Raw genomic sequence first — 20,410 nt, 5'->3', positions numbered from 1 at the left:
GCTGCCGTCACTCGGCAGCCTTCGCGTCGGTGGAACCGCTCTTGAGGCCGACCAAGCGTGTGAGGAGCGCCGGATCCTTCAGGATGGCAATCCTCTCCTTAGGCTTCAACCAGCTCAAGACATCATGGACGGTCTCAGCGTCCGCAAGCTTTGCTTCCGCCAGCGCCCGGTCAGTCTCGATTTCGCCGCGCCTGCGTCGCGAGGCGGGGGAAAGCATGTCCACATGCCGCTCCCGCAAGTGAGGATCGCAATAGAGGGCGAACAATCCGTCCTGATCGTCAAACGCGAACGTAGCGTTTCGCTGCTGCAGTTCGTTGGCGCGAATCGCGATCGCTGGGGGCGTGGCTTCCTCGGGAGTACGCAGCAATCCAATCCGCTTCAGGGCAAGGCCGGCGCCCAGCTGACCGCTCAACCAGGACAATGGGATCGCCAGCAGCAGGCCGAGGATCGTGGGAGACATCCAAAGGAACAGCGAAGTGGCGATCATGAAAGCCGAAATGCCGCTCAAAGCTCCCAGAACCGTGTGCCATCGATGGCGCCGCACGATATCTTTTAACGGAATCGACCCGTCGTCCCGGCGCTGCGGCTGCCATCCGGTGTCGCGGCCGAGCAGGATCTGAAACACCGAACCCGACTGGATCAGCATCAGGATAGGAGCGAGCAAGGCCGAGAGAATCATTTCAAGCAGCGACGACAGCACAACCCGGATTCCGCCGCCGCAGGCCCGTCGCTCCTGTCCTCTCAGGAGCACGAGCAAGGTGCCGAAGATTTTCGGCGCCAGCAGGATTCCCATGGTGAGCGCAAACAGCGCAAGGGCCCGTTCAGGGTCGAACCGGGGCCAGATCGGATAGAGCCGGAAGTCCCGGGCGAAATATTCCGGTCGGATATACGTCGTCTGCAGCACCAGGGCGATACCGACGATGAGCTGGAACAACCAGAACGGAGACGCCAGATAGGACATGATCCCGGTCGCGAAGTGCTGGCGCGTCGGCAGCTTCAGCCCTTTGGCTCCGATGACCCGCATATGCTGGAGGTTGCCCTGGCACCAGCGGCGGTCCCGCGCGGAGAGATCGATGAGAGAAGGCGGGCTTTCCTCGTAGGATCCGCCGAGATCCGGAAGCATATAGACATCCCAGCCCGCCCGCCGGAGGAGCGCCGCTTCCACGAAGTCGTGGCTGAGAATATGGCCGCCGAACGGAGGCCTGCCCTTGAGATCCGGCAGGCCGGCCTGCTCTGCGAAGGCCCTGGTCCGGATGATGGCGTTATGGCCCCAGTAATTTCCGTCCCGGCCCATCCAAACGGCCAGACCGGTGGCGATCACGGGCCCCGTCACCCGGGCCGCAAATTGCTGAAGTCGGGCAAACAGGGTGTTGCGGTTGATGATCAGGGGCAGCGACTGGATGATGCCGGCGTCGGGATCGGCCTCCATGGCCGCCGCAAGCCTGACGATGCAGTCGCCGGTCATGAGGCTGTCCGCGTCGAGAACCAGCATGTGTTCGTAATGGCCGCCCCAGCGGGTCACGAAATCCGCGATGTTGCCGGCCTTGCGGTGATGGTTCTTCTCGCGGTGCCTGTAGTAGAAGCGAGCCTGTGGGCCCAGGCGCTGCCGCAAATCAAGAAAAGCTCGCTCCTCCGCGATCCAGGCTTCGGGATCCGTTGTGTCCGACAAGATGAAATAGTCGAACCGGGCACCCAGCCCGGTCGCTTCAACCGACTCGTAGATGGCCTCCAGGGCCGCGAAGGTTCGTGAAGTCTGCTCATTGTAGACCGGCATGACGATGGCCGTGCGGCACGACAATGAGTCCGGCAGGGGCGCCGGTGTTCGCGACTGGAAGAGGAGCGCGAAGAAGCCCAGCAGGGCACTGGTGAAGGCGACTGCGATCCAGGAAAAATTGACGGTGAAGAGTGCAACCAGCAGCCACTGGAGCACGGTGGTTCGGCTGACCGACACCACCTGGTACATCTCGTAGGTGCCATAGCCTGTGAGGATAAGTGCGCCGCCGAAGACGAAAAGCCGCGCAAGGCGCATCCTCCAGGGCGCGCGCATGATGATGGGTTTGCGCTCGTTGGACGACGACCAGCGCCGAAGCGATTGCGTCGGCATCTCGAGACGGTTCTCGGGCGGCATGCTGGGTTCAGGCCGCACCTGCGTCGCGTTTGTCGCGTCAGGACCTATGGTGTCCAACGATAAAGCCATGTTTCGCTTATCTGCTTCCCGCCTGCTTCGAGGATGAGACGCATCTCACACGCGTTTTCATTGCCGGGGTCAAGGTCGAATACGACACGCACCGCCTTTCGTTCCGGATAAGGCCAAACCTTAAGGTTTTGAAATGAACCTGGGCTGACTGTCAGAACGGACTTGAGGTCGGCCGGCAGGGTCTCTCCCAAGGTCTCACCTGAAAACTCGACAGCGAATCTCCGCCTCCGACCGGCCGATCCGCGCCCGACCCGGGTGCTCGCCACGGTCGCGAGGGGAGGACGTTCGGGGGGAGTCCAGCACCAGTACTGCCGGTAGGCGAACGGAACCTCGGTCCCTGCCGCCATCGGGGCCTTCGGGCGCCAATATGTTAGAATGTTATCGTTGATTTCCGCGTCGGTCGGAATTTCCAGGAGTTGCACGCTCCCCTGCGACCAGTCGCCGAGAGGCTCGATCCACAGGCTCGGGCGCCGTTCGAAGCGAGCCTCGTCATCCTGAAACGTCTCGAAGGACCGGTCTCGCTGGATGAGGCCGAACCCTCGGGGCGACTCGTCGACGAAGGCGGAAATTTGGAGGGTGTCGGGGTTCTGGAGGGGTCTCCATAGCCACTCACCCTTTCCGTTCAGGATCTGAAGACCTGTCGACTCGTAGACGGCTGGCCGGAAATCATCGGCGTTCCGGCGATCGTTCGCGCCGTAGAAATAGGTCGACCCGATGCCGCCGATCCCGACGTGATCGAGATTCGCCCGTGGGAAGAGCGTCATCTCGACATCGACGATGGTCATGTCTCCGGGCCTGAAAGTCATCCGCAGGGCGGCCGCCGCCGACTCCGAATCGACGATGCCGTGAGCCGTCAGGCTGTTGCTGCCGATTGCCGGGCGCTCGAGCCAGAAGGCGCGGAACGAAGGAAATTCTTCTCCCTTGGGATCAGCCGGCTTGAGGGTCAGGGCTCGCGCGATGGCGCCGAAATTCTGGCCGCGGGCAACGGCGCGGAAAAAGGTCGCACCCTGAACGATCGCAAAGTCGAACGGCGGTCCGTCGCCGGAGGTCGCCAGAAGTCTGAAGCCCGAATAACCGATGTCCTGAAGCCCTGCCGGGACGTTGATTTTGCCAAAGTCGAACTTGGAGGGATCGTATCCGATCCGCCGGACGGCGCCGTCTTCGACGAGGAAAATATCGACCGTGTTCGTAAACACGAATCCCCTGTGAAGCGGCTCGACGGCGATGCCGCGACCTTCCTGCAGCCAGATGGGCTGCTGAAGGGATTTGATCCCGATATACTGTTCGTAATTGAGACTCGAGAACGCATCCGGCAGATCGTTGGGCGGCGCCACAAAAGGCTTTTTGGCGAGCTGACGCGCGATGTCGACCACAATGGCCGGGTCAAATCGCTGCCCATCGCCCATCCGCGCCTGCAAGGTGGCTTGGAAGGTTTGTGCGCGAAGAGGCGACGCATATGCGAGGCCGGCGATGGAAACGCCGAGATAGGCCAGCATATCGCGTCGGCGAGGATGGAAGAGGCGCGAAGCCTTCGAAACCGGCACGTCGATACTCATGTGTGAACAGGGCTGATCAGCCAGACAGAAGTGAGCCCGTACATATCAGCAAAGATAGGGCGGAAGGAAACGAATTGGTGCAGGGCACAAGCATTTTGATAAACGGAAGATTGCCGGAATACCCCGGAATGGGCTAGCAGCCTTGCTAACCGCCGCTGGAATGAAACTCTATGACGTCCTCTCTGACCTCCCATGCGTCTTCCCGGAGCTGCCTTGCCGTCGTTCTCGCGGCCGGGGAGGGCACACGGATGAAATCCGACAAGCCGAAGGTTTTGCACGCTATCGCAAATCGCTCGATGCTTGGGCATGTCCTGGCAAGCGTTACGGCTGCCGGTGCCGATCAGGTCGCGGTCGTGATCGGGCCCGATCGAGATGACGTAGCGAAAGATGCCCGCAGGCATTTCGCGGATGCTCAGATCTTCGTTCAAACGGAGCGCCTCGGGACCGGTCATGCGGTTTTGAGCGCCAAAGACGCATTGGCAAGGAAGCCGGATGACGTGATCGTCGTCTATGCCGACACGCCCCTGGTCAGCGTTGAAACATTGGCTCAACTCAGGGCGCCCCTGGCGGCGGGGGCGGCTGTCGTCTCGCTCGGCTTCGAGGCGCGGGACCCGACAGGCTACGGCCGGCTCATCCTGTCCGGCGATCAGCTTCTCGATATCCGCGAACATAAGGATGCCAGCGAGGCGGAGCGGCAGATCCGCCTCTGCAACGGCGGCTTGATGGCGCTGCGCGGCGACGTGGCTCTCTCCCTGCTCGAGAAAATCGACAACAAGAACGCCAAAAGCGAGTTCTACCTGACCGATGCGGTCGCCATCGCCCGATCGCTCGGTCACAAGGCCGTTGCCGTGACGGTGCCCGAAGAGGAAGTTCACGGGGTGAACGACCGGATGCAGCTAGCCCAGGCCGAGGCGATGATCCAACAGCGCCTTCGTGAGCGCGCGATGGCCGGCGGTGCAACGCTTGTGGCGCCGGAGACGGTGTTCTTCAGTTACGACACGAAACTCGGTCGCGACGTCGTCGTAGAGCCGAATGTTGTCTTCGGACCCGAGGTGACAGTCGAAGACGGCGCGGTGGTCCACAGCTTCAGCCACCTCGAGGGAACGAGAGTCGGGGCGGGTGCGGGCATTGGCCCGTTCGCCCGCCTGCGCCCAGGCGCGGAGATTGGCCAAAAGGCCAAAATCGGCAATTTCGTTGAAATCAAGAACACCCAACTCGGGACCGGCGCGAAGGTCAGCCACCTCACGTATCTTGGCGATGCCACCGTCGGAGCCGACGTGAACATCGGCGCCGGAGCCATCACCTGCAATTATGACGGCTTCAGCAAGTATCGCACGGAAATCGGGGACGGAGCCTTTATCGGTTCCAATTCATCTCTCGTCGCACCGATCCGCATTGGTGCCGGTGCCTTTGTGGGATCGGGTTCGGTCGTGACCGAGAATGTGCCGGCAGATGCCCTTGCTCTGGGACGTGGACGCCAGGTGACCAAGGAGGAATGGGCGCGGAATTTCCGTATTAAGTCCCAGGCCGCAAAGTCCAAGTGATGCTATATGTCACAATCGGTCATGCAAGTTGATTTGAGATAAGCCGACTGCCTTTGTAGCAAAACGAAGCTTAACGGGCGAAAAGCCTTCAAGGGACATGGCGAGACATGTGCGGAATTGTTGGGATCGTCGGCAAGGAACCTGTCGCCGAGCAGATTGTCGAAGCCCTACGGCGGCTCGAATATCGCGGTTACGATTCCGCCGGCGTCGCAACACTTGAGGACGGACGGCTGGATCGTCGCCGGGCCGAAGGAAAACTCCGTAATCTCGAGACCAAGCTGTCGCAGGCGCCCTTGTCCGGCATCATCGGGATCGGTCACACCCGGTGGGCGACCCACGGCAAGCCGAACGAGACTAACGCGCATCCCCACGCGACGGACCGGCTCGCGGTCGTCCATAACGGTATCATCGAGAATTTCCGGGAGTTGAAGGCCGCGCTCGAGGCGAAGGGCATTCGTTTCGAGACGGAAACGGATACGGAGGTCGTCGCGCAGCTCGTGACCCATGAAATGCGCCAGGGGCGTGGCCCCATCGAAGCCGTCGCCGTGACGTTGCCACGTCTGCGCGGAGCGTTCGCCCTCGGCTTCCTCTTCGCAGGCGAGGACGATCTCATGATCGGCGCGCGTCATGGCGCGCCGCTGGCCATCGGCTATGGCGAAGGTGAAACCTACCTGGGCTCGGATGCGCTCGCTTTGGCGCCGTTCACGGACGAGATTGCCTATTTGGAGGATGGCGACTGGGCGATTCTGCGCCGCCGTGGGGTCGACATTCGTGACGAGAGTGGCCAGTCCGTGCATCGTCCCCGCCACAAGATCCTGTCGGGAGCCTTCATCGCCGACAAAGGCAACTACCGCCACTTCATGGCGAAAGAGATCCACGAGCAGCCGGAAGTCGTGGGACGGACGCTTGCTCATTACGTCAACTTTGTCGCCGGGCGCGTGGAGTTGCCGGTCGATCTTCCCTTCGATTTCAAGGAACTCAAGCGCATCTCCATCTCCGCCTGCGGTACGGCCTATCTCGCCGGACTCATCGCGAAGTACTGGTTTGAAAAGCTCGCGCGCATCCCGGTTGAGATCGATGTGGCGTCCGAGTTCAGGTACCGGGAGGCTCCCATGGAGCCCGGCGGGCTCGCACTTTTCGTCTCACAATCAGGCGAGACGGCCGACACCCTGGCGTCCTTGCGCTATGCAACGGCTGAGGGCCAGCATACCTTGTCCGTGGTGAACGTTCCGACCTCCACGATGGCACGCGAGAGCGCCGTGATCGCGCCGACACTGGCGGGGGTCGAGGTTGGCGTTGCGTCCACGAAGGCTTTTACGTGCCAGCTGACCGTTCTTCTGACGCTTGCGATCGCGGCTGGCCGCGCTCGCGGAACGCTCAGCGCCGACGAGGAAAAGTCCATCGTCGATGCCCTGATCGGCGTGCCGGGGCATATGAGCGATGCCATCAAGCGCGAGCACCAGATCGAGATCCTGGCTCGCGAGGTATCGAAGGCAAAGGACGTCCTGTATCTCGGCCGTGGCACCTCCTATCCGCTTGCCCTTGAGGGGGCCCTCAAGCTGAAGGAAATTTCCTATATTCATGCGGAAGGATATGCGGCCGGCGAGCTGAAGCACGGACCCATCGCCCTTATCGACGAAACCATGCCGGTCATCGTCATCGCTCCCCATGATGCGGTTTTCGAAAAGACCGTATCCAATATGCAGGAAGTTGCGGCTCGCGGCGGCCGCATCATTCTCATCACCGATGAAAAAGGTGCTCTTGAGGCCGGATTGGATACGATGGCGACAATCGTGATGCCGATGGTGCATCCCATCGTGGCGCCGATCGTTCACTCGGTCCCCATCCAGCTGCTTGCGTATCACACAGCCGTCTTCATGGGCAAAGACGTGGATCAGCCACGCAATCTCGCAAAATCGGTCACGGTCGAGTAGCTCCGCTAGCCGGCTCGCAGCAGGCGAATGGCCGAGTCTCGCTCGAAGAGATAGAGCAGGACCCGCAAGGCCTGCCCACGCTCGCTGGTCAGCTCGGGATCGCGGTCGACGATGAGGCGTGCATCGTCCCGCGCCGCCGCGAGAAGGTCGCCATCCACCTCGAGCCGGGCGAGCTTGAAACCGGGAAGGCCGGATTGGCGTGTTCCCAAAACCTCGCCTTCGCCACGCAAGCGCAGATCTTCCTCGGCAATGCGGAAGCCGTCCTCCGTCTGCCGCATCATCTCGAGGCGGGCCTGAGCCGTTTGTCCGAGCGGTCCCTTGTAGACGAGAAGGCAGGTCGAGGATCGCGATCCTCGACCGATCCTGCCACGGAGCTGATGCAGCTGCGCCAGCCCGAAGCGCTCCGCATGCTCGATGACCATGATGGTCGCCTGAGGAACGTCGACGCCGACTTCGATCACCGTGGTGGAGACGAGAACCTTGGTTTCCCCCTTGGAGAACCGCTCCATGGCCGCGTCCTTGTCCCGGCCGGCGAGCTTGCCGTGGACGAGGCCGACCTGATTGCCGAAAATGCTCTGCAGCTGTTCGAAGCGCTCCTCGGCCGCCGCCAGATCGACGGTTTCCGATTCGCCGACGAGAGGGCAGACCCAGTAAACCTGATCGCCGTTAGCGATAGCGCGTCCGATGGCCCCGACGACCTCGTCGAGCCGGTCAATGGAAATCAGCTTGGTGGCGATCGGCTTTCGTCCGGCAGGCTTCTCGTTCAGCACCGACACGTCCATGTCGCCGAAATAGGTGAGGGCGAGTGTGCGGGGAATCGGCGTTGCGGTCATGACGAGGATGTCCACCGCCTCGCCCTTCGCTCCCAGAGCGAGGCGCTGGTGCACCCCGAACCGATGCTGCTCATCGACGACCGCCAGGCCGAGATCCTGAAACACGACGCCCTCCTGAAAGAGCGCATGGGTGCCGACGGCGATCTGAATGCTGCCATCGGCGAGGCCGGCAAGAACAGCGCGACGTTCGGCGCCTTTGTCGCGGCCGGTCAGCAGCGCAATCGTGAGACCCGCCTCCCAAGCCATGGGAGCAAGGCGCTCGAAGTGCTGGCGGGCTAGAATTTCGGTCGGTGCCATCATGGCGGCCTGCCGTCCGGCTTCAATGGCGCTTGCCATCGCCAGGAGGCCCACGACGGTCTTGCCTGATCCGACGTCACCTTGGAGCAGCCGCAGCATCTTCTTGTCGGCGATGAGGTCCGCCCGGATGTCCTCCACGGCCTTCTGCTGCGATGTCGTCAGCCCAAAGGGAAGGGCACGCTTCAACTTCTCGACCAGCCAACCATCGCCCGCGTTGACCCGGCCGGGCAGCCGACGCATCCGGCTGCGGACAAGGGCGAGCGCCAGTTGCGAGGCCAGGAGTTCGTCGTAGGCCAGCCGTCGCCGGGGAGCCGATTTCGCCAGGGCCTCCTCGGACAGGGCTCGCGCATCGTCGGGCCGGTGGAGGAGCGCCAGGGCATCGGCCATGGGAGGCAGGGCGTTGCGTGCGAGCCACGCCGGATCCTGCCATTCCGGCAGGATCGGCAGGCGTTCGAGGGCGACGCTCATGTAACGCCCCACCATACGCGAGGACAGCCCTTCGGTCAGGCCATAGATGGCCTCGACGGCGGGCAGATTCTCGATGCCGCGGTCATCCAGGATCCGGTCCGGGTGGACCATCTGGCGCATGCCGTCCCAAAGCTCGATCTTGCCCGACACATAGCGCCGCTCACCGTACGGCAGGAGCTTTTCGAGGCGAGCCTTCTGCCCGTTGAAGAACACGAGCACGACGTCTCCGGTCTCGTCCTCGACGAGAATCCGGTATGGCGCCCGGCGGCCGGGCGGAGGCGGGCGATGTGCGGCGACGGTCACGGAAAGGGTCACCGGCTCGCCGACAGGAGCATCCGCGATGGAGCCCTTCATCTCCCGGGCAACGCCTCCGTTGGGGAGATGAAACAACAGGTCCATCACCCTGGCCGGCCGCCCGGGCTCGCCCAGCAGCCGGTCCAGCAGGGGCGCGATCTTGGGGCCGACACCGGGCAACGTGGTCGCCGGAGCGAAGAAGGGGTCGAGAATGGATGGGCGCAATGACATTCTGGCGGTGGCAAGTCGGATCAGGATGGTTATATAGCGGCCCAGCCGCCCCGACGCGACGCCCTTCATCGAACAAATGGAGAATCTCCATGAGCGGAACGACACGCACCAGCGCCGACCTCGATGTGCGCCGGAGGAGAACCCTGTTTCGCGCCTGGCATCGGGGCATGAGAGAAATGGACCTCATCATGGGCCGGTTCGCCGACGCGGAGATCGGTACCATGTCGGACGAAGATCTCGACGAGTTCGAGCGCCTCATCGAAGTCCCGGATCGGGACCTGCTGTCCTGGATCACGGGCGAGGCAGAAACGCCGGCGAACTACGATACGGCCGTGTTCCGCAGGCTGAAGGGCTTTCATTCCCATACCAGCCCGATTCACGTTTGAGTTCTCATGTCCCTTTGCTTTTGAACCGGGCCGACAGGCCCGCGTTCTTCATATTTGGCCGACTCCACCATGAAACCCGCTCTGCTCCGCGCCGTCGACGCCCTGAAGAAGGGCCAGAACCTGACGCTTTCCAGCGTGCCGGATGGCTTCGATGCACTTGCCGTCGCCGACATCGCCCGCAGCCTCTCCGGCCACGTGGAGGGTCCGGCGGTCCTCGTTCATGTGGCACGGGACGGATTGCGGCAGCAGAATTTCGCCAACAGCCTCGGATTCATCGCCCCTGAGATAGAAATCCTTCCGTTCCCGGCGTGGGATTGCCAGCCCTACGATCGCGTTTCGCCGAATGCGGGCGTGACGGCGCAGAGGATGACGACGCTGGCGCGCCTGGCGCGGTCGAAGACCTCCGAAGAGCGCCCGCGGATCCTCTCGACGACGGTCAATGCCCTCGTTCAGAGGGTTCCTCCGCGCTCCCGCATCGCCGCCGAGACTTTTTCGGCGGCTCCCGGCAACGTCGTCGATACGACCTTGCTCGTCGGTTGGCTCGAAACCAACGGCTTCCTCCGCACCGGCACGGTCCGCGACACGGGCGAATATGCGGTGCGCGGCGGCATCATCGATCTCTATCCGGCCGGGCTTCCCAACCCCGTCCGCCTCGACTTTTTCGGCGATGCCCTCGAATCCATCCGGTCGTTCGATCCGGAAACGCAGCGCACGGTGGGAACGCTCCGGTCCCTCGACCTGGTCCCGATGAGCGAGGTCCAGCTCACGACGGAGAGCATCAAGCGCTTCCGTCAGGCGTATGTGGCGGCGTTCGGCGCTCCGACACGGGACGATCGGCTCTATGAGGCCATCAGCGAAGGGCGCCGGTATCCGGGCCTTGAGCACTGGCTCCCCTTGTTTCAGGACCATCTCGACACGCTTCTCGATTATGTGGCCGATGTTCCGGTCATCTTCGACGCGCTGGCGGATGACGCGGCGGCCGAACGCCTGTCCCAGGTCAAGGATTACTACGATGCCCGCCGCGAGGGGGTAGGCCAGAGCCAGACCGGCGTCGCGCCATACAAACCCCTTCCGCCCGATGCCCTGTATATGAAGCCCGACGAGTGGGCTTCCCGGACGGCGTCCCTGCCGCTGGCGCGCTTGTCGCCCTTTGCGATGCCCGAATCGACCGAGCGCCTGGTGATCGACTGCGAGGCGCGGCGCGGACGTAACTTCATCGCCGAGCGGGCCGATGAAAGCGGCAACGTGTTCACGGCCGTCGTTCAGCACATCCGCGACCTTCAGGTGGCGGGAAAGCGCGTGATTCTCGGCGCCTGGTCTGAGGGCTCGCGCGAGCGGCTGACCCATGTCCTCCAGGATCACGACCTGCGCCGGACGAGCCTCGTTCCGAGGCTCTCCGACGCGCTGGCGCTGCCGCGCATCGAGATCGGCATCGGCGTTTGGAGCCTCGAGTCCGGTTTCGAGGCCGGTGATCTCGCGGTCATCAGCGAGCAGGACATCCTGGGCGATCGTCTGGTACGCCAGAAGCGCAAGTCCAAGCGGCCGCAGGACTTCCTCACCGAGGTCGCGGCCCTGACGCCGGGCGATCTCGTCGTTCACGTAGACCACGGCATCGGTCGTTTCGAGGGGCTGAAGACCATCGAGGCCGCCGGCGCCCCGCATGACTGCCTCGAACTTCATTATGCCGGGGGCGACCGGCTCTTCCTCCCCGTCGAGAACATCGAACTCCTGACCCGATATGGATCGGAGGAGACCGAGGTTCAGCTCGACAAGCTCGGTGGCGGGGCCTGGCAGGCGCGCAAGGCCCGCATGAAGCAGCGCATCCGCGAGATGGCGGGTGCGCTCATGAAGATCGCCGCGGCCCGTATCCTCAAGGATGCTCCCCGCCTGCCTCCGCCGGACGGGCTCTACGACGAATTCTCGGCTCGTTTTCCTTATGAGGAAACCGAGGACCAGCTCAACGCCATCGAGGCCGTTCTCGACGATTTGGGGTCGGGCAGGCCCATGGATCGTCTCGTGTGTGGCGATGTCGGTTTCGGCAAGACCGAAGTCGCTCTTCGGGCGGCGTTCGTGTCGGCCATGAACGGCAAGCAGGTTGCCGTGGTGGTGCCGACGACGCTTTTGGCCCGTCAGCACTTCAAAACCTTCACGGAGCGATTCCGCGGCCTGCCCCTCAATATCGCGCAGGCCTCGCGGTTCGTCCCCAACGCCGAGATGAAGAAGGTCAAGGAAGGGCTGACCGACGGGTCCGTGGATATCGTGGTCGGAACGCACGCGCTTCTTGGCAAGTCGATCCAGTTCAAGGACCTCGGCCTGATCATCGTCGACGAGGAGCAGCATTTCGGTGTTGCGCACAAGGAGCGCCTGAAAGAACTCCGGGCCGAGGTTCACGTGCTGACCCTGTCGGCCACGCCGATTCCGCGAACGCTCCAGCTGGCCCTGACCGGCGTGCGCGAGCTTTCGCTGATCACGACACCGCCGGTGGACCGGCTGGCCGTTCGAACCTTCGTGACGCCGTTCGATCCTTTGCTGATCCGCGAGGCCCTGCTGCGGGAGCGCTATCGGGGAGGCCAGGCCTTCTATGTCGTGCCGCGCCTCGACGATCTGGGCGAGGTCAAGGCCTTCCTCGACAGGGAAGTGCCGGAAGCGAAGGTCGCGGTCGCGCACGGCCAGATGGCGGCCGGCCAGCTGGAGGACGTCATGACGGCCTTCTACGAGGGCAAGTACGACATCCTGCTGTCGACCACGATCGTGGAATCGGGGCTCGATATTCCGACCGCCAATACCCTGATCGTCCACCGGGCCGACATGTTCGGCCTGTCGCAGCTCTATCAGCTGCGAGGCCGGGTCGGCCGTTCGAAAACCCGGGCCTATGCGCTCTTTTCGGTGCCGGCGAACAAGCCCCTGACGGTGCAGGCGGAGCGCCGTCTCAAGGTGCTGCAAAGCCTCGATACGCTCGGCGCCGGCTTCCAGCTGGCCTCGCACGACCTCGATATTCGCGGCGCGGGCAATCTCTTGGGCGAAGAGCAGTCCGGCCACATCAAGGAGGTCGGCTACGAACTCTATCAGCAGATGCTTGAAGAGGCCGTCGCCCAGCTGAAGGCAGGCATCGAGGAGCCCGCTGAGGATCAATGGTCGCCGACCATCGCCGTCGGCGCGCCCGTGATGATTCCGGAGAGCTACGTTCAGGATCTTCAGCTGCGCCTCGGCCTTTACCGGCGCCTGTCGACCCTGGAAACGGACGTGGAGATCGATGCGTTCGGGGCGGAGCTCATCGATCGCTTCGGCCCCCTGCCGTCCGAGGTCAGTCAACTCCTCAAGATCATGTCGATCAAGGTTCTGTGCCGGAGAGCCAACGTGGAGAAGGTGGATGGCGGCCCGAAGGGAATTATCGTGTCCTTCAGGGATAATGCCTTCGCCAATCCGACGGGACTCGTCTCTTACGTGGCGGAGCAGGGGTCCTTCGCCAAGGTGCGTCCGGACATGAAGATCGTGTTCATCCGCGACGTGGAGAGCGCGGACGAACGGATCAAGGCAACGACCACGATTCTCAGAAGCCTCGTGCGGATCGCCGAGAAGAAGGCGGCCTAGGAACGTGGCCGAGACGTCCGAAAGCCAGCCCTCCATTGCCTGGGCGGTCGTGAAGGCGGGAAGGCTCGAGGCGGGAAGCGACGCAGACCTGATCGTGCCGTGGTGGAGCTTTACGAAGACGGTCCTGGCCGCGGCGGCCTTGCGTTTGGTTCAAGATGGAAGGCTGTCGCTCGATCAGCCCTTGCGAGGACGAGCCTATTCCCTCAGGCAGCTCCTTCAGCATCGGGCCGGGCTGCCCGATTATGGGGGGTTGCAAGCCTATGCCGACGCCGTTGCGAGGGGCGACAGGTCCTGGCCGTTTGAGGAAGTTTGGGACAGATGCGAGGCCGATCGCCTTCGCTATGAGCCGGGAGAGGGGTGGGGCTACTCAAACCTCGGCTATGGTCTGGTCGCCAGGCTGATCGAGGAAACGACGGAGACAAATCTCGTCATTGCCTTGCGCGAGCTGGTTTTTGAGCCTTTACGCCTCGACACTCCCAGATTGGCCGTGACGCGCGGGGATCTCCGCGAGGTTCAGTTGGGATCGGCGACGGCCTATGATCCGGGCTGGGTGTATCATGGACTTGTGATCGGCACGGTGTGCGATGCAGCCCTTCTCTTGAACCGGCTGCGGTCGGGGGAACTGCTAGCTCCTCCATTCATGGCGGAAATGGCGACGGCGTATGAATTGCCTGGCCCCATCCCGGACAGGCCGTGGTTGGACCCCGGATACGGCTTGGGTGTGATGATCGGGAGCGCGACATCGGGGCTGGCTGTCATCGGCCATACGGGAGGAGGGCCGGGAAGCACCGTTGCCGTGTTTCAACCGACGGTCGGCGGCCCAGCCGCGTCCGTGTTCATGGCCTGCGAGGACGCAGGCCCGACGGAACGTAAAGCCTTTGAGCTTATCGGCGCTTGATGGTTCTCAGAGTTCCGGCGTTGCAACCGCCTGGGTGCCGAGTTCGTTCTGAAGCATGGTGAGAGCGCCGCTCACGCCGCCGGTAATCAGGACCGGAATACCGCTCGGAGACAACGAGGCCCGCAACCGGTGGGCCAATTCAAGAAAACGGCGTCGTTCAGTCCAATTGGGGTGCCGGGGCATCTGCAGAACGACGGCCGCTGGGCTCGGCATCAGGGCGAGAACATCGTCCGCGGCCTCGAAGGGGGCCGTAACGCTGGCATAACCCATGCCGGCGAGTTCGGCGGACAGGGCACTGTCCGGCTCGCGTTCACCATTGTCGACAACAAGAACCTTCTGCAACCCGTTCATCTCCGGCATCCTGCAGCGAAACGTAGCGGCACGTTTGGGACATGCCTCTAACGCCTAAGATGTCCGATTGTTTCACGCGGCAGATGAATGACAACGGAACAGCCAAGTTAACCCGAATGGGCCGGAAGTCACGGAGGCTGCCACCACCAAGTGTCAATCGACGTACCGAGAAGGGGCAGATTGTCCGGGTGCTTCAGGCCGCTGCGATGGGCAAGCCATTGATCATTCAGGTAAAACAAGGGGACGACGTAGAAGCCGGATAGGAGAACCCGGTCCAGGGCTCGGACGGTGGAGACGAAATCCTCCCGGGTGCGGGCTTCCAGCAGAGCATCGATCAACCGATCGATGGCCGGAGACGATGCTCCTGAGTAATTGAGGGACCCACCCCGCTGCGCAGCCGCCGAGCTCCAACGGTTGCGCTGCTCGTTCCCGGGCGAGGCGGAAGCGGGCCAAACCCATTGCACCATGTCGAAATCGAAGGTCGAAAGACGCCGCCAGAATTGAACGTCGTCGACAAGCCTCACCCTTGCAAGAATTCCAATGCGGGACAGGGACTGGGCGAAATTGAGTGCCAAACGCTCCTGCTGCCGGGAATTCACCAGCATCTCGAACGAGAATGCCTCGCCGCTGCCTTTTCTGCGTAAGGTGGCCCCATCCAGCGACCAACCGGCTTCATCCAGCATCTGCAGGGCCCTGCGGGCCTGATCGCGGTCGCGTCCCGAGCCATCGGAGGCGGGAGGAGACCAGCGGCCTTCCAGGATGTCCTGCCGCACAGCTCCAGGGAACGGAGCAAGCAGCGCGAGTTCCTGCTCTCCCGCAGGGCGACCGATGGCGGAGAGATCCGATCCGGCGAAGTAGCTGTCGGACCGGGTCAGCAATCCATAATACAGGTTCCGGTTGGCCCATTCGAAGTCGAAGAGATGCCCGATGGCGTCCCGGACGCGGGGATCTGCGAACAGCGGGCGGCGTGTGTTGAACACGAACCCGTTCATGCCCTTCGGCGTCCGGATCGGCAGGGTCTCCAGCGCGATCCGACCGTCCCGGACGGCGGGAAAATCATATCCAGTCGACCAGCGGTCAGGGTCTCCCTCCAGGCGGTAATCATAAAGTCCCGCTTTAAAGGCCTCGAACATCGTATTGGCGTCACGATAGAAATCGTAACGGATCTCGTCGAAGTTATAGAGCCCTTTGGTGATCGGGAGATCCTTGCCCCAGTAATCCTGGCGTCGCTTCAGCACGACCCGCTCGCCCGGCCGGACCTCGGTGACCTCGAAGGGGCCCGATCCGACGGGTGGAGTCAGAGTGGTGTTGGCAAAGGTTTCAGGGTTGGTGGCGTGCGCCGCGAAGATCGGCATCATAGCGATATTGAGGGGCAGCTCCTGATCGTTCGCGCCCGACAGGTCGAAGCGGATTCGATGAGGGTTCTCGACCTCGACCGCACGGACCTGACCGAAGCTCGAGCGGTAGAACGGCTTTCCGTGCTTCCGCAACAGTTCGAAGGTGAACCGCACATCCTCCGCCGTCAGCGAATGCCCATCGGAAAAGCGGGCCCGGGGGTCCAGGTTGAAGGTGACGGAACTCCGGTCGTCCGGCATCTCGGCGGAACGGGCAACGAGGCCATAGACGGTGAAAGCTTCGTCCAGCGACCGCATCATCATGCTTTGAAGCACGTAGCGGGGAACGACATCGGGAGCGACACCCAGCACGATCAGCGGATTGAGGCTGTCGTAGCTGCCCTGGAGGGCGAGGATGATTCGCCCGTTCTGCGGAGCGTCGGGGTTTGCATAGGGCAGGTGGGAAAAGCCCTCGGGGAGCGCCGGCTCCCCGTGCATGGCGATCCCGTGCCGCGGAGCGTCGACCGCGCCGGCCGGACGAAAACCGACGCAGACGAGCGCTGCGGCAAGGAGAATTCCCAAGAGTCCTCGGCGTTGTCGGCTCATGGCAGTTCCTGCCCCGGGCAGGCGTGAAGGTGGAATATTATAAAGAAAGTTGGCCGGAGCGACTGGAAACCTACTTCACGAAAGGTTAAAGGAGCGCCACACGTCATGTCTTCGCCTTAATCGGCAAAGATTCAACCGTTCCCTTGAAGGTTACACTCCGCGCCGATTATACGGCCAATCCAGAAGCCGACCTTTTGACTGAAAAGAGGATCTACGACATGTCATTCGCGACCCGCCTCGCGAGCCTGGGGGGCACCCGTGGCCTTGCCACGGCTATGGCACTTATCTTGAGTGCGGCGCCGGCTCTGGCGCAGACCAAGCCCGCCGCTCCGGCTCCGGCAAAGCCTCCCGCAGCTGCTCCGCAGGGCCAACCGGCTCCGGGCGCTCAGGGCGGACAGGCCCAGGGGAATGGACCCATGGTGGTTCAGGTGAAGGCAGAACCTTCCCAGCCCGATTGGACGAAGGTCTGCGGCAAGGACCAAGGCACCAATTCGGAAATCTGCTACACCACCCGCGACTTCGTGTCCGATCAGGGCCAGCCGGTTCTCGCCGTCGCCCTCTATGACGTGAAGGGACCGCAGAACAAGAAGATCGTCCGCTTCCTGATGCCGCTGGGCCTCCTGCTGCAGCCGGGCATCCGCTTCGCTGTCGACCAGGGTCAGCCCACCGATGGCCGCTACGCCGTCTGCTTCCCGAACGGTTGCTTCGCAGAGGCCGAAGTGAAGGACGATTTCGTCGCTTCCATGAAAAAGGGCCAGAACCTGAACGTCAGCGTTCAGAATCAGGCCGGCCGCCTCGTTACCTTCGCGGTGCCGGCTGCCGGGTTCGGCAAGGCCTTCGACGGCCCGCCGATCGACCCTAAGGTTCTGGAGGAGCAGCAGAAGAAGCTTCAGGAAGAGCTTGAGAAGAAGAGCGAAGAGCTCCGCAAGAAGCTCGGCACCGGTGACGCCTCTGCGGCTCCCGGCGCTCCGGCAGCTCCTGCCGCCCCGGCACCGAAGCCGTAATCTCACGACATCCGACATGAAAACGCCGGGCTTGGTGCCCGGCGTTTTTTGTTTTCGAACGTCGGTTCCTGCTTGAGCCTAGTTGGCCAGGATCGGCTTGGCCCGGTAAAGGCCTCTCTCGTCCCGGTCGAACATTTCTTCGATCAGGGGATTGCGGAGAGGCTCGGACGAGGAATCCGGCACCAGGTTCTGTTCGGATACGTAGGCGATATATTCGGTCTCCGCGTTTTCAGCGAAGAGGTGATAGAAGGGCTGGTCCTTGTCCGGCCTGATTTCCTCAGGAATGGACAGCCACCATTCTTCGGTGTTGTCGAACTCGGGATCCACATCGAAGATGAGCCCCCGGAACTCGAAAAGCCGGTGTTTCACCACCTGACCGATCGCGAATTTGGCTAAACCCGCTTTCATGACTTGAACTCCATGCCTCCGATATAGAGAGGCTTCGCGGAATCTCCAAACCCGCCTGCCGTCACGATCATGAGACTTCCGGCCCGGGCGAGCCATGCGGGGCAGGTCGGGACGGCCTTCATGGGCAGCATTGCTGCGCTTGCGCAAACCCGGCAGAACGAGCTGGAGCGATTCTGTTCCGGAGCCCCGCCATGTCCGACCTGATCGGGCTGATCAATCTTCTCGCGCCGTTTTTCGGCCTCATCGGCCTTGGTTTTTTCTGCGGCCGGGTCGTCAAGCAGCCCGAGGCGGGCCTCGCTTGGATGCAGTTCTTCCTGATCTACATCGCGCTTCCGTGCCTGTTTTACCGGCTGATCGCTGACAAGTCCTTAGATCAACTGACGAACTGGTCCTTCGTGGTGGCCACCACGGTTTCGACCTTCTGTGCCTTCGCGCTCTCTTTCGCGGCTGGTTGGCGGCACACGAAAGACATCGCTCAATCTGTCATGCAGGGTGTGGCCGGGTCTTACTCCAACATCGGCTATATGGGGCCGCCTCTTGTGCTCGCGGCCATAGGCTCCGCTGCGAGCGCGCCCGTCGTTCTGATCTTCGTGTTCGACAATCTGCTGCTGTTCTCGCTGGTCCCCCTTCTCATGTCCGTTGCCGGACTCGAGAAGCTGACCCTCGGCGCGACCCTTCGCCGGATCCTGTGGCGTGTCGTCACTCACCCGTTCAATGTGGCGACGGCGCTCGGGGTCACTGCCAGCTACCTGCATTTGGAACTGCCGTCCGCCCTCAACCTCATGGTTACATGGCTTTCGGGGGCCGCCGCGCCTTGCGCCTTGTTCATTCTCGGCGTGACGGTTGCCCTGCGTCCCCTCTGGCGTATTCCCGCCGAGGTTCCGGCTCTGGTCCTCATCAAGCTGATCCTGCATCCCTTTCTGGTGTGGGTGCTGCTCTCGGCCCTCGGCGATTTCGGTCCGGTCTGGACCTATGCGGCCATCACCATGGCGGCGCTGCCGCCGGCTTTGAACATCTTCGTGATTTCAACCCAGTATAACGTCGGCGTCGAGCGTGCGTCGGCTTGCGTTCTGATGGGCACGGTCACGTCCATGGTGACTTTGACGGCCTTGCTCTACACCATCCGCATCGGGGCGCTCCCCTACGATCTATTTCCGTAAGGATGCCAGTGGCTTATCGTTGCCATTCCGATGGAAACGGCAACGAAGAGGCGCAATGAGGAACCCGGTTGGCCCTTATGGATAGGCAGACTGTTCCGCATGGTGCGTCGAAGTCACGGCCTGCATCAACCGGGGAGAGCCCATCCGCGGCAAGACGCCCTCACGCATCACCGCGCGGCGGAGCGGACCAATGCTGGTGAGGGCGAGCAGGCCGGCACCCCGCAGGAAGTCGGCGGGGAGGAAACCCGCCAGCAGAGTCCGGTTCAGGCCATCAACGGCGGCTGTGCGGAGGCGAACGTCGAGATCGCGGCCACGCTGATAGCGGCCCAGGGCATTCTCGGAGCCCGGCTCTTGCCCTTCATCTCCCGCATCTATGACGCAGTCCCGGAGAGCGGCCACGTCGCGAAGGCCCAGATTGAGGCCCTGAGCGCCGATGGGCGGAAAAACGTGTGCAGCTTCGCCCACGAGAGCGAGGCGGTTGGCCTGGAATCGCGTAACCGATAGGCCGCCCATAGGGACGAGGCCGCGGGGGCCATCGAGATGCATGCGGCCGAGCAGCGAATGGGCCTGACGCTCGATGGCCAAGCCGAGATCCCCATCATCAAGGGCGTGAAGGCGGTTGGCGTCCTCCGACCGGGTCACCCAAACCAGGCTCGACCTTCGGCCCGGGAGCGGAACCAGCGTAAAGGGACCATGACGGGTGTGAAATTCCGTCGACATGTCCCGATGGGGCTTGTCGTGCCGCAAAATCGCGGTCACCGCCGTCTGCGGATACGACCATGTGCGCGTCTCGATGCCGACGGTTTGCCTCAATCGCGAGTTGCGTCCGTCCGCCGCCACCACGAGGCTGCCCGTGAGAAGGGAGCCATCCGCGAGCGTGACGGCGGCACGCTCGGTATCGGCCTCGAAGGCGGTCGCCTGCTGGGGCAGGAGGGTGAGGGAAGCGTGTTGTCCTGCCGCTTTCGCAAGGCCTTCTACGAGCGTGACGTTCTCGATATTCCATCCGAACGCGTCGAGCCGGATTTCAGACGCCCGGAACGACGCCGGTGGGGGGCGGAAAAGGCTTCCGGTATCGTCGACGATGCGCATCGTCTCGAGCGGAGCTGCATCCGCCCGCAGATCCGACCACACGCCCAGCGCTTCGAGAAATCGGACCGATCCGCTGAGCAGCGCCACCGTACGACCATCCCGGCGGACATCCAGGGGGCCGACAAGGGCCGTTCGATAGCCATCCCGCGCGAAGGCGAGGGCCGCCGAAAGGCCGGCTGCCCCAGCGCCGACGATGATGATGTCATGAGTTCTACCGGACACGCTCAAC

Annotated in this window: 15 protein-coding genes; 7 read left to right on the top strand and 8 right to left on the bottom strand. The window is 62.9% G+C overall.

The annotated features are described in order from the left end of the window. Positions 1-7: 7 nt before the first annotated feature. On the bottom strand, positions 8-2,197 hold the full coding sequence (gene mdoH, locus LJD17_RS09680; protein WP_227383966.1) for a glucans biosynthesis glucosyltransferase MdoH: 2,190 nt from the start codon (positions 2,195-2,197) through the stop codon (positions 8-10). After that, a complete protein-coding gene (locus LJD17_RS09675) occupies positions 2,173-3,741 on the bottom strand; it encodes a glucan biosynthesis protein (RefSeq protein ID WP_227383965.1) in 1,569 nt (522 codons plus the stop codon). The genes mdoH and LJD17_RS09675 overlap by 25 nt, the downstream gene beginning before the upstream one ends. A gap of 182 nt (positions 3,742-3,923) precedes the next feature. Between LJD17_RS09675 and glmU the strand changes: the two genes are divergently transcribed. After that, positions 3,924-5,297 carry a bifunctional UDP-N-acetylglucosamine diphosphorylase/glucosamine-1-phosphate N-acetyltransferase GlmU gene (gene glmU, locus LJD17_RS09670; protein WP_227383964.1) on the top strand — a complete coding sequence of 458 codons (1,374 nt, stop codon included), beginning with the start codon at positions 3,924-3,926 and terminating at the stop codon, positions 5,295-5,297. 107 nt (positions 5,298-5,404) lie between these two features. Next, on the top strand, positions 5,405-7,231 hold the full coding sequence (gene glmS / locus LJD17_RS09665) for a glutamine--fructose-6-phosphate transaminase (isomerizing) (RefSeq protein WP_227383963.1): 1,827 nt from the start codon (positions 5,405-5,407) through the stop codon (positions 7,229-7,231). A 5-nt stretch (positions 7,232-7,236) separates the two neighbouring features. Here glmS and recG read toward each other — a convergent pair whose 3' ends face one another. Next, positions 7,237-9,354 carry an ATP-dependent DNA helicase RecG gene (recG, locus tag LJD17_RS09660; protein ID WP_227383962.1) on the bottom strand — a complete coding sequence of 706 codons (2,118 nt, stop codon included), beginning with the start codon at positions 9,352-9,354 and terminating at the stop codon, positions 7,237-7,239. Between the two features lie 89 nt (positions 9,355-9,443). Between recG and LJD17_RS09655 the strand changes: the two genes are divergently transcribed. The 3 genes from LJD17_RS09655 to LJD17_RS09645 all read left to right on the top strand — a co-directional run bounded on the left by LJD17_RS09655 (position 9,444) and on the right by LJD17_RS09645 (position 14,229). Next, complete coding sequence (locus LJD17_RS09655) at positions 9,444-9,740, top strand: FAD assembly factor SdhE (protein ID WP_227383961.1); 297 nt, start codon at positions 9,444-9,446, stop codon at positions 9,738-9,740. A gap of 69 nt (positions 9,741-9,809) precedes the next feature. Beyond that, positions 9,810-13,331 carry a transcription-repair coupling factor gene (gene mfd / locus LJD17_RS09650; RefSeq protein ID WP_227383960.1) on the top strand — a complete coding sequence of 1,174 codons (3,522 nt, stop codon included), beginning with the start codon at positions 9,810-9,812 and terminating at the stop codon, positions 13,329-13,331. A 4-nt stretch (positions 13,332-13,335) separates the two neighbouring features. After that, positions 13,336-14,229, top strand: coding sequence for a serine hydrolase domain-containing protein (locus LJD17_RS09645; protein WP_227383959.1), 894 nt, complete (start codon positions 13,336-13,338; stop codon positions 14,227-14,229). A 6-nt stretch (positions 14,230-14,235) separates the two neighbouring features. Here the strand turns inward: LJD17_RS09645 and LJD17_RS09640 are convergent, their stop codons facing one another. Together LJD17_RS09640 and LJD17_RS09635 are read right to left on the bottom strand one after the other, a co-directional pair. Further along, positions 14,236-14,580 (bottom strand): hypothetical protein, encoded by a 345-nt coding sequence (locus tag LJD17_RS09640; protein WP_227383958.1) that lies wholly within the window; start codon positions 14,578-14,580, stop codon positions 14,236-14,238. A 128-nt stretch (positions 14,581-14,708) separates the two neighbouring features. Beyond that, on the bottom strand, positions 14,709-16,520 hold the full coding sequence (locus LJD17_RS09635; RefSeq protein WP_227383957.1) for an extracellular solute-binding protein: 1,812 nt from the start codon (positions 16,518-16,520) through the stop codon (positions 14,709-14,711). A 218-nt stretch (positions 16,521-16,738) separates the two neighbouring features. On the opposite strand from LJD17_RS09635, the gene LJD17_RS09630 reads away from it, so the two are divergent. Further along, complete coding sequence (locus tag LJD17_RS09630; RefSeq protein ID WP_227383956.1) at positions 16,739-17,524, top strand: invasion associated locus B family protein; 786 nt, start codon at positions 16,739-16,741, stop codon at positions 17,522-17,524. Between the two features lie 78 nt (positions 17,525-17,602). Here the strand turns inward: LJD17_RS09630 and hspQ are convergent, their stop codons facing one another. Both hspQ and LJD17_RS24035 read right to left on the bottom strand, forming a co-directional pair. Next, positions 17,603-17,932, bottom strand: a complete 330-nt coding sequence (gene hspQ, locus LJD17_RS09625; RefSeq protein ID WP_227383955.1) for a heat shock protein HspQ — start codon at positions 17,930-17,932, stop codon at positions 17,603-17,605. Further along, positions 17,929-18,054 (bottom strand): hypothetical protein, encoded by a 126-nt coding sequence (locus LJD17_RS24035; protein ID WP_264478332.1) that lies wholly within the window; start codon positions 18,052-18,054, stop codon positions 17,929-17,931. Before LJD17_RS24035 ends, hspQ begins: the two co-directional genes overlap by 4 nt. 69 nt (positions 18,055-18,123) lie before the next feature. Between LJD17_RS24035 and LJD17_RS09620 the strand changes: the two genes are divergently transcribed. Further along, positions 18,124-19,092 carry an AEC family transporter gene (locus LJD17_RS09620; RefSeq protein WP_227383954.1) on the top strand — a complete coding sequence of 323 codons (969 nt, stop codon included), beginning with the start codon at positions 18,124-18,126 and terminating at the stop codon, positions 19,090-19,092. A 75-nt stretch (positions 19,093-19,167) separates the two neighbouring features. Here LJD17_RS09620 and LJD17_RS09615 read toward each other — a convergent pair whose 3' ends face one another. Next, positions 19,168-20,403 (bottom strand): UbiH/UbiF family hydroxylase, encoded by a 1,236-nt coding sequence (locus LJD17_RS09615; protein ID WP_227383953.1) that lies wholly within the window; start codon positions 20,401-20,403, stop codon positions 19,168-19,170. Between the last annotated feature and the right edge of the window lie 7 nt (positions 20,404-20,410).

Origin of the sequence: Microvirga rosea, from assembly GCF_020595095.1 — a bacterium.
Taxonomy (GTDB): Bacteria; Pseudomonadota; Alphaproteobacteria; order Rhizobiales; family Beijerinckiaceae; genus Microvirga; species Microvirga rosea.
Note: the sequence above shows the minus strand (reverse complement) of the source record. Positions and strands in the feature narration are given on the sequence as shown.

What these genes read in the sequence shown, in the direction of transcription:
- glmU (WP_227383964.1), top strand. Translation starts at nt 3,924, where the DNA reads ATGACGTCCTCTCTGACCTCCCATGCGTCTTCCCGGAGCTGCCTTGCC.
- LJD17_RS09630 (WP_227383956.1), top strand. Translation starts at nt 16,739, where the DNA reads ATGTCATTCGCGACCCGCCTCGCGAGCCTGGGGGGCACCCGTGGCCTT.
- recG (WP_227383962.1), bottom strand. Translation starts at nt 9,354, where the DNA reads ATGTCATTGCGCCCATCCATTCTCGACCCCTTCTTCGCTCCGGCGACC.
- glmS (WP_227383963.1), top strand. Translation starts at nt 5,405, where the DNA reads ATGTGCGGAATTGTTGGGATCGTCGGCAAGGAACCTGTCGCCGAGCAG.
- mfd (WP_227383960.1), top strand. Translation starts at nt 9,810, where the DNA reads ATGAAACCCGCTCTGCTCCGCGCCGTCGACGCCCTGAAGAAGGGCCAG.
- LJD17_RS09640 (WP_227383958.1), bottom strand. Translation starts at nt 14,580, where the DNA reads ATGAACGGGTTGCAGAAGGTTCTTGTTGTCGACAATGGTGAACGCGAG.
- LJD17_RS09620 (WP_227383954.1), top strand. Translation starts at nt 18,124, where the DNA reads ATGTCCGACCTGATCGGGCTGATCAATCTTCTCGCGCCGTTTTTCGGC.
- hspQ (WP_227383955.1), bottom strand. Translation starts at nt 17,932, where the DNA reads ATGAAAGCGGGTTTAGCCAAATTCGCGATCGGTCAGGTGGTGAAACAC.
- LJD17_RS24035 (WP_264478332.1), bottom strand. Translation starts at nt 18,054, where the DNA reads ATGAAGGCCGTCCCGACCTGCCCCGCATGGCTCGCCCGGGCCGGAAGT.
- LJD17_RS09635 (WP_227383957.1), bottom strand. Translation starts at nt 16,520, where the DNA reads ATGAGCCGACAACGCCGAGGACTCTTGGGAATTCTCCTTGCCGCAGCG.
- LJD17_RS09655 (WP_227383961.1), top strand. Translation starts at nt 9,444, where the DNA reads ATGAGCGGAACGACACGCACCAGCGCCGACCTCGATGTGCGCCGGAGG.
- mdoH (WP_227383966.1), bottom strand. Translation starts at nt 2,197, where the DNA reads ATGGCTTTATCGTTGGACACCATAGGTCCTGACGCGACAAACGCGACG.